Origin of the sequence: uncultured Zoogloea sp., assembly GCF_937894855.1 — a bacterium.
GTDB classification, from domain to species: domain Bacteria; phylum Pseudomonadota; class Gammaproteobacteria; order Burkholderiales; family Rhodocyclaceae; genus Zoogloea; species Zoogloea oryzae.
This window is the reverse complement of sequence record NZ_CALAYQ010000198.1, coordinates 1-8774: the sequence shown is the minus strand read 5'-3', so window position 1 is coordinate 8774 and position 8774 is coordinate 1. Positions and strand designations below refer to the sequence as shown.

Annotated in this window: 9 protein-coding genes and 1 pseudogene; all 10 read right to left on the bottom strand. The window is 63.3% G+C overall.

Features of this window, described 5'->3' with window-relative positions; genetic code table 11:
- A partial coding sequence (locus Q0672_RS21240) for a DnaB-like helicase N-terminal domain-containing protein (protein ID WP_298625632.1) occupies positions 1–589 on the bottom strand: 589 nt, incomplete at its 3' end.
- Positions 586–1332 carry a helix-turn-helix domain-containing protein gene (locus Q0672_RS21235; protein WP_194271097.1) on the bottom strand — a complete coding sequence of 249 codons (747 nt, stop codon included), beginning with the start codon at positions 1330–1332 and terminating at the stop codon, positions 586–588. The genes Q0672_RS21235 and Q0672_RS21240, both read right to left, overlap by 4 nt.
- Positions 1333–1506: 174 nt before the next feature.
- Positions 1507–1737: a hypothetical protein gene (locus Q0672_RS21230; RefSeq protein WP_153159627.1), complete on the bottom strand. Its 231-nt coding sequence runs from the start codon at positions 1735–1737 to the stop codon at positions 1507–1509.
- A gap of 221 nt (positions 1738–1958) precedes the next feature.
- The gene (locus tag Q0672_RS21225) at positions 1959–2675 is read right to left on the bottom strand and encodes a hypothetical protein (protein ID WP_153159626.1); all 717 of its coding nucleotides are present in this window, start codon (positions 2673–2675) and stop codon (positions 1959–1961) included.
- A 104-nt stretch (positions 2676–2779) separates the two neighbouring features.
- Positions 2780–3058, bottom strand: a complete 279-nt coding sequence (locus Q0672_RS21220) for a HigA family addiction module antitoxin (protein ID WP_228111730.1) — start codon at positions 3056–3058, stop codon at positions 2780–2782.
- A 16-nt stretch (positions 3059–3074) separates the two neighbouring features.
- Positions 3075–3353, bottom strand: coding sequence for a type II toxin-antitoxin system RelE/ParE family toxin (locus tag Q0672_RS21215; RefSeq protein ID WP_153159624.1), 279 nt, complete (start codon positions 3351–3353; stop codon positions 3075–3077).
- Between the two features lie 31 nt (positions 3354–3384).
- The gene (locus tag Q0672_RS21210; protein ID WP_298625621.1) at positions 3385–4782 is read right to left on the bottom strand and encodes an integrase family protein; all 1398 of its coding nucleotides are present in this window, start codon (positions 4780–4782) and stop codon (positions 3385–3387) included.
- Positions 4783–5257: 475 nt separating this feature from the next.
- Positions 5258–5758, bottom strand: a complete 501-nt coding sequence (locus Q0672_RS23560; RefSeq protein WP_367179984.1) for a TolC family protein — start codon at positions 5756–5758, stop codon at positions 5258–5260.
- An 83-nt stretch (positions 5759–5841) separates the two neighbouring features.
- Positions 5842–6690: pseudogene (locus tag Q0672_RS21205) on the bottom strand (TolC family protein); the annotation flags it as partial.
- A gap of 3 nt (positions 6691–6693) precedes the next feature.
- Positions 6694–8774, bottom strand: a 2081-nt coding sequence (locus tag Q0672_RS21200) for an efflux RND transporter permease subunit (RefSeq protein WP_298625615.1), incomplete at its 5' end; no start/stop codon positions are given.

The following is an 8774-nucleotide window of genomic DNA, read 5'->3' as shown; positions in this document are numbered from 1 at the left end:
GCCCTGGCTCCATTGTGCCGATCATCAAGTGGCTCCTATGTGCCGGTCGGTGACACCGCCGGGCCTCTACGTCGGCGAGCACGTCGCAGAGCGCGTCCTGCAGCCGTACCGGCTCGGTTTCGCTGTGGTCCACCAGCGCTTGCATGGAGGCTTCAGCTTCGGCGGCGATGTCGGCTGGGGAGCGGCCCGCCGGGCTCGTGCAGCCGGCCAGCACATCGGCGGCGATCTGCTGCAGGCCGCGCAGGGTGGCCCGCTCGCGGATCGTGGCGGCGTAGCTGCGGGCGTTGGCCGCCGTGAAGCCACCGTTGGCGATATCTCCCAGGTAAGCGAGGCCACCGGTCTGCTTGCGCTCGCCGCGGGCTTCCAGCGCGTCGGCAACGGTCAGCAGATCGACCGGCTTGCCGGCATCGTGCAAGGCCTTGGCAGCGGAGAAAATCAGGTGATGGTCGGCGCGGTAGAAGTCACTGGCGCTGACGGTGCCCTCGATGCGGTCGAGTACCGGGCCACCGTGGGTCAGGATCGCACCAAGCAGGCCGTGTTCCGCCTCAAGGGAATGGGGCGGGAGATTGTGCAGGTCGGGGGCGTTCATGCTGCGGCCTCCCGGTGATACTTCCCTTCGATGATCTTCACGAAGTTCGTTGGCGAGACGATCCATTCGAGATCCAGCTCAAACGGCGGCCGGCCCGCGCTGGCAGTCTTGCCAGTGAGGAAGTCCGACTCGGCGACGTAGCCGAAGAACTTTCCCCACCATTCGAGGCTCTGGCGCTTCGGGTCTTCCTTCCAACGGGCGCGTAGTTTCGCCTTGCGGGTGTCGTTCCAGATTCGTACCTGGCGGCCTGTCGGCAGGGTCTGGTGGTACAGATCAATGATCTGCTGATGTGGGCAATGGTCGGCAGCTTTGCTGCTGACAGGCGGCTCGTCCGCAATCAACTGACGGTTCTTTGACGGTTCACTGACGGTTCGTCTCCCATGGGTGGGAGGGGTGCCCTCCCGTGGGCGGGAGGGGTTAGGGACATCGGCGGGAGCCCTCCCACCAGCGGGAGCCCTCCCATCGGCGGGAGGGGTAAGCCGGTCAAGAGCGATCTGATATCGGCGGGACATCCCCCCGCCGGTCTGGCCGCCGATTACGCGCAGGAATCCCGCCTCTTCCAGATTGTGCACAATGCGCCGGGCCTGCTTCTCGGAAAGGCGGGTCTTGCGGCCGATGCTTGCCATTGAGGGAAAGCAGCGACCTTCATCGTCGGACCAGTCCGCCAGCGCCAGGAGCGCCAGCAGCTCGGAGCCTCCGCCGGGGAAGCCGTCCCAAACCTTGGATAAAGTGCGGACGCTCATTTCATACTCCCGCTTTCTCGGCCGCTTGTCGGAGGCGTCGCTCGTATTCCAGGTGATCGAGGGTGCGCGGGATCTGCGCTTTGAGCCGCTCGTATAGGTGCCAGTCTGGCCAGATTGGCACACCTCGACGGGGCCGCTTGGCATCCCGATTGCCTGTGTTTTTGACGGCGGTCATCACGCCACCTCGCCATTCAGGAGTGCATCGACGGCGGCTGCGTCCCAAATCAAAAAACGATTCCGGGCTTTTTGGGGGCGAACGCCGAAGTAATGCCCGTCGCGGCAAACGGCGGCGCGCAACGTCTGCGGGCGAACCTTCAGGATCGTGGCGGCTTCTTCGGTGGAGTAGGTGCGCAGGATGGACGCATAGTCCGTACGCAGGGTGGTGGGGATCGTTGCTGCTTGCATTCGCGGGTCTCCTGCTTGAAGCCATCGCTGAGAGTCGCCGGATGCGATCCAATCAACGTTGGTGAACGCCACTTCACAGGTGGGGAAGGCGGAGAGACGGTGATCGCCAGCGGAATGCAAAAAAGCCCGAAGCCCGCGTCAATGCTGGGTTTCAGGCTTCTATTTTTGCGGTGGGAGAAAATAGTTTGTGGGAACCCCACAATTCCCATGTTTCACAGGCCCTATTTTGGTTTTTCCCTCCACCATTTTGAGCCCTGTAAGGCGTCTCGCTTGATAGTGTTGTGGTTGTCAAAGCGTCCTCTTGGCCCGTGAATCCCGCGCTCTTGCATTTTTTCCATCACTCGTCTGGCGTATCCGTCAAGCGAGTCGCGGGTTTGCTGCTTTGTGTCGTGGTCGAAAAGTTCGTCAGCAATGGCGCGGGCATGATCTTTCCAGTTGCCGGAGGCTTCTGCACTCGCATCACCCGCAGCCGGCTCCCGCTGCTTGCCATGGATGCCGCTACCACCGAAAACTCGACGTTCAGACTCGGCGACAGCTCGTTTCTTTACCCTCGAATGAATCTCACTGGCAATCCTTCTGAGTTCATCGCCGCTTATACGCAGCATCGCCTGATTCAGTTCAACGGTGTGATTGAGCTTGATCCACTCGTTGGGATCGCTGGGGTGGCCGACTGAGGAAAATCGTACCGAGCCTCGTCCTGCAATTAAATGGCAATCATTGGACGATAACTGAACGAACCCTTCGTAAAAGTTTTTCAGCACTCCGAACCCTCGGCCAGAAGGCCGGGGAATAGATCCTTCAGGCACCACAACATGAAACGCGGCCTTCCCACGCACACCAAGTTCAAGAACTTGTCGGGCAGTTAGCGCAATGTTGCCAAGTTCGTTCGATAGCCAGCTTGCAGCCTCATCAAGCGTGTTCCATGCATACGGTCCCATTGCTTTGCGCTCCTTCCGGCGCCCTTCAAGTTGGGTGCCGCGCCAGGCGGGTAAAGGTGTCCCGCTTTTCGGTTGGCCGACCTAGGCGCGGCGGTGGTGCTCGGTCAGGCGGCGATGCGTGCCACGGGCGCCCGATCCTTGGCGCGTTGGCTGGCTGCCCAAAGGTCGCGCTGGGTTTGCAGGCGCAGCCAGTAGCCGGGCGAGGTGCCGAGGGCTTCATGCAGGCGCAGGTCCATGTCGGCAGTAACGGCGGCGTGACCGTTCAGGATGCGGGAGAGCATGACGCGGCTGATGCCGACATGGGCGGCGAAGGCCGTCACGCTCATAGATAGGTCTTCCAGCCAGCCGGCCAGGATTTCGCCAGGAGTCGAAGGGTCGTGCATGTCCATGTGTCGGGCCTCAGTGGTAATCCAGATAATCGAGCAGTTCCACGTTTCCACCCTCGAAGCGGAACACAAGCCGCCAGTTGGCTTGCACCGTCATGGCAAGGAAGCCGGCGCGGTCGCCAGACAGGCCATGCAGGCGCCAGGACGGGCGGGCGAGGTCTTCCGGGCCGGCGGCGGCGTTCAGTGCGGTCAGCATGTCCCGCAGGCGCTTGGCGTGAATCGGCTGAATGCCGGCTTGCTTGCCGGTGAGGAAGAAGGTTTCCAGCCCCTTGTGGCGGAACGATAGAATCATAGACCGTAAATCATCGCTTTACAATTCACGTTCAGCCCACCACCCGCAGCCCCGGTGCCTGCTCCCCGGCCGGCTGCTCGATACCGGCCTCGTCGAGAACCCACCGCTCGATTTTCGAGTGCCACATGCGCAGCAAGTCGAGGGGGCGCTTCTTGTAGTGCTTCTCCCGTGTTGCGCTGGGCTTGTGCCCCTGGATCTGCGCAACAACGCCTTCCGGGGCTTCTACCCATTCGGCGAGCGTCGAGAAGCTGCGGCGGAGTCCCTGAATCGTCAAGCCGGGAATGCCGGCCGCGTCGACCGCCTTATCGTGCGCCTTGCGCGGCTCTTCGATGTGTCCCGATTCTGACTTCCGACTCCAAAAGACGAACTCAGAAGGATTCCACGACTTCAGGTCGTTCTCGATCTTCTTACCGTCAAGGATGCGGTACTGCGGCGGAGGGGTTTCGTTGAGTGCCTTGAGCTCCAGCAACAAGCTCTTGACGTACGGCGTGAGGGGAATGGTTCGCGTCCCATCAAGGCCGCCCTTGCTTTCGTCCTTGTCCCGCACGGTCATGGCATTCCATCTGAAGTCCACGTCGTCCCAGCGCAGCGCCGTCATCTCGTTGCGGCGCGGGCCGGTCAGCAGCACGACCTGCAGGTAAGCGGACAGAATCGGGCTCAGCTTCCTCACTTCTGCGAACCACGGTCGGATCTGCTCCTTCTGCAAGCAGTCATCTCGTGCGGACGCCTTCGGTAAAGTCTCCTTGGCTAGGCGCGGCGCGCAGGCGTCGGCGTGCACTTGATCGCTATATTCCGGGCGGTCGCTGCACCAGTTGAGGAATGCCCTCAGCAGCCGGAAGGCCAGGGCGGCAGAGGTCGCACGCTTTGCAGTCTCGTCTTCCAGCCAGGCGCGGACGCGAGTGGCATCAATCTGGGACAAGGGCAGCACCAGGAGCGGCCGGAGGGCGCCGGGCAGTGTGGTGTCCTTCTCGCCCTTCCTGCGGCCTCTGGTGCGTTTCTCGCCGCCTTCCTTGCTCATGTCCTCATGAGCGGCGAGGTGACGCGCACCCCATCGCGGCCGGCGGGACTCGAGATAGGCCTCCCATGCCTCAAGGGCAGGGGCCTCCACCCGGCGGGCCTCTTCGCGTTTGGCCTCGATGGCGGCGATGCGCTCGGCCTTCTCTTGGCGGGGGTCGATGCCTTGATCAGTTAGCGCCTGCAAGCGGCGCGCCTCGGCCCGGGCGTCGTCCAAGTTCCACGTCTTAACGTCACCGATGGTGACGCGAATCGTCTGCCGGTTCAGTTTGGATTCGAAGACGAAGGACTTAGATCCAGCCGTTGCACGCACGGCGAGCCTGGGTGCGTCGGTGTCCCAAAGAAAGGCCTGCTTTGCATCGGCGGGGCACGAGAAGCGGCGGATTCTGTCGAGGGTCAGTCGTTCGCGTTGCATGGCGTCGGCTCCTGAGCTGGCTACATGGACAGTCCGTGTAGCCACTGTGTAGCCAGATTTTAGCAATGTCCATCAACTCGAATCAACGTCATTGGGACAAAAAATCAACTATTACAATGATTTGTTGATTCTTTGAGCATCCCCATCAACGTCAATAAATGCGCTTACCTTCTGATTCGTAATCAGTAGGTCACCAGTTCGATTCCGGTCAGCAGCACCAAAGAAAACAACGGGTTAGGCTTCGGCCTAGCCCGTTTTGTTTTGCGCGTTACTGACCGGTTTCTTTCCGGCTGTCGTCGGGGTATCTGCCGGGCGTTGTTTCTACGAAAACGTCTGGGGCATGCGGTGTAGCGATGGGGCTGGCGTGACGGCACGCGGCGCCTGCATCACGACGTTGCTGCTGGGGCGGCTGCTCGAACAAGACTTCCATATCCCTGAGTCCATCTCGGCCGCCGCAGCCTGCCCAGTGTGCTGTCTAAAGTCTGGGCGACTTGATGGGCGCAGCCTGCTCGGCCAATGTCGCATCAGCAGTGGTTTCCTGCAGGCCACCACCGAGGGCTTTGTAGAGCGAAAGGGTGCTCTTGAAGGCGAGGCGCTGCAGGCTCAGCAGGCTCTGTCGGGCCGCGTACGCCTGGCGCTGTGCGTCCAGTAGTTCGAGGCGGCTGTCCTGTCCGGCGCGATAGCGCAGGCTGGACAGCTCGCGCCGGCGCTCCGCGCTGGCGACTACCCGTTGCTGGGCTTCGATCTGCCGGGTCAGTGTGGCCTGGGCGGCGAGGCCGTCGGCGACTTCCCGAAAGGCTGTCTGAATCGATTTTTCGTATTCTGCAACCGCAGCGGAGCGCCGGGCCTGGGCGAGATCCAGTGCTGCCTCGAGGCGGCCGTGGTTGAACAGCGGCTGACTCGATTGTGGAGTGAAGCCCCAGGCGAGCTGGCTGCCCTGGAATAGGCTGCCGAGAGCCGGGCTGGCGTAGCCCAGCGTTGCGGTGAGCGAGAGGCGCGGAAAAACGCGGCTCGGGCGGCGCCGATGTCGGCATTGGCCGCACGCAGGTTTTGTTCTGCCTGCAGGATGTCCGGGCGGCGCAGCAGGAGGTCCGAGGGAAGGCCGGGAGGTAGCGCAGTAGGTACGGGTTGATCCTCCAGCGGCATGCCGGCGGGTAAATCGCCGGGTATGGCCGTTCCGAGGAGGACGGTGAGCGCGTTGCGAGCCTGCTTGAGGTCTCGTCGTCGGCCTTCGAGATCGGCCTCGGCAGAAGCAACCTGACCTTCCGCCTGGGCAACATCGAGGCCGCTGTTCTGCTTTGCGTCCTTCAGCAGGCGCGCCAGATTCAGGGATTGGCGCCAGTCCGCCAGAGTGGTCTCCGTAAGGCGCAGCTGTTCCATCGCCATACGCTCTTCGATGTAGGCATCTGCGACGGCGGCAACCAGGCTGATACGGGCAGAGCGGGCCGCCTCGGCACTTGCCAGGTAGCGCGCCAGCGCCGCCTCGGACAGCGCCCGCACGCGGCCGAAAAGATCGATTTCGAACGCGCTGATGGCGACGCCTGCCGTGTGGTTGCCTTGCGCGATGGCGGGTGTGCTCCGGTTTGCCGGCGTACGCTCCCGTCCGCTGCGCAGGTTGGCATCCACCTGCGGAAGCAGGGCGCTTCGCTCGATGCCGTACTGGGCTCGCACGGCATCCATGTTCAGGACGGCGATGCGCAGATCCCGGTTGTTGTCGAGCGCCGTGGCGATCAGTGCTTGCAGACGCGGGTCGCCGAACATCTGTCGCCAGCCCAGATCGGCGGCGTTGCCGGCGGTGTCGGTGCCATCGGCATACACGGCGGCAATCGGTGGCGCCGGACGTTCAAGTGGCGGGGTCAGCGCGCAGCCGGCCAGCAGCAGGGCCAGCGAGGTGTAGAGGTGGTGCATGGTTCAGTTCTCGTGCGGGATCGTCCGGGCCTTGCCCGCGCGTCGTGGCAGCCGCGCCTGAAATCCCAGGACAAAGACGAAGAAGACTGGAACGAAGAACACGGCCAGCAGCGTCGCCGTGATCATTCCGCCAAACACGCCGGTGCCGATTGCGTGCTGTGTTTCCGCGCCGGCGCCACTGGCCAGCATCAGGGGCACGACGCCCAGTGCGAAGGCCAGCGAGGTCATCAGGATCGGACGCAAGCGCAGCCGGGAGGCCTCCACGGCGGCGTCGATCAGGTTCATGCCCTGTTCGCGCAGTTGTCTGGCGAACTCGATGATCAGGATGGCGTTCTTGGCGGAAAGACCTATGACCGTGATCATTCCGACCTTGAAGAATACGTCGTTGGGCATGCCGCGCAGGCTGACCGCCAGGACCGCCCCGATCAAGCCGAGCGGGATGACCAGCATGACTGAGAGGGGGATCGCCCAGCTCTCGTAAAGCGCGGCCAGCACCAGAAAGACGACCAGCATCGACAGGGCGATCAGCATGGGCGCCTGGGCGGCCGACTCGCGCTCCTGCAGTGATTGACCCGTCCATTCGACCGCAAATCCGGCGGGGAGCTGCGCCACCAGGGCTTCCATGGCCGCCATCGCCTCACCGCTTGAAACACCCGGTGCGGCGCTCCCGGCGATGCGCACCGCGGGATAGCCCTTGTAGCGGATGAGCTGTAGCGGTGCATCGGTCCAGACCGGCGTCACCACTTCGCCCAGCGGCACCATGCCGCCGGCGTTGTTGCGGACGTAGAGTTTCAGGATGTCCTCCACCTGCATGCGCGCCCGGGCGTCGGCCTGGATGATGACCTGCTGCATCCGTCCCGCGTTGGGAAAGTCGTTGACGTACAGCGAGCCCATGGCCGTGGACAGGGTGTCGCTGATGCTGGCAAAGGAAACGCCCAGTGCCTCGGCTTTCTGGCGGTCGATGTCCAGGCGGACATTGCTTCCCGGGGCGAGCCCCTCCGGGTAGGCCATTGCAATGGCCGGGTTTTGGGCAGCCATCGCGAGTAGTGCGTCCTGCGCTTTCATGAGGGCGCCGAAGCCCTGGTTGGCTCTATCCTGGAGGCGCATGCTGAAACCGGACGACGTGCCCAGTTCCTCAATGGCTGGCGGCATCAGGTTCATGACCATGCCCTCCGCCGTATGCGCCATCGCCGCCTGGGCGAGGCCGACCTCTTCCTGGGCCGTGGCGCCTTCGCGGTGTTCCCATTCCTTCATGTTCGAGAAGATGACGGCTGCGTTGGGGCCGGCCCCCGAGAAGCTGAAGCCGAGTACCGACTGGGTGGACGCAATGCCGGGACGGGTGGCCGCGTGCGCCTCGAACGTCTTGACGATTTCGAGGGTGCGTTCCGTGGTGGCATCCGAGGGGAGCTGGATGGACGTCATGAAGTAGCCCTGATCCTCCTCCGGCAGGAAGGCGGAGGGCAGCCGATCCAGACTCACGCCCAGCGCCGCGACCAGGGCGGCGAACAGCACCATGACCCGGCCGCTCCGCTTGACGAGGCCCAGCACACCGTGCTCGTAGAGCTCGGTCAGCCGGCTGAAGCGCTGGTTGAACCAGCCGAAGAAACCCCGCGCCGGCCGATGTCCGGCCACCGGTTTGAGCAGGGTGGCGCACAGGGCCGGTGTCAGGCTGAGGGCGAGGAACGCCGAGAACAGGATGGCGACGGCCATGGACAGCGAGAACTGGCGGTAGATGACCCCCACCGAGCCACTGGCGAAGGCCATCGGGATGAATACCGCAATCAGCACCAGGGTGATGCCGACGATGGCGCCGCTGATCTCCTTCATGGCCTTCTGCGTTGCGTCCCGTGGCGACAGGCCTTCATGCGCCATGAGTCGCTCGACGTTTTCCACGACCACGATCGCGTCATCCACGATGATGCCGATCGCCAGCACCATCCCGAACATCGTCAGCACGTTGATTGAAAAGCCCGCCACCAGCATCACGGCAAACGTGCCGAGGAGGGCGATGGGCGCAACGATGGCAGGGATCAGGGTGTAGCGGATGTTCTGGAGGAACAGGTACATCACCAGGAACACCAGCA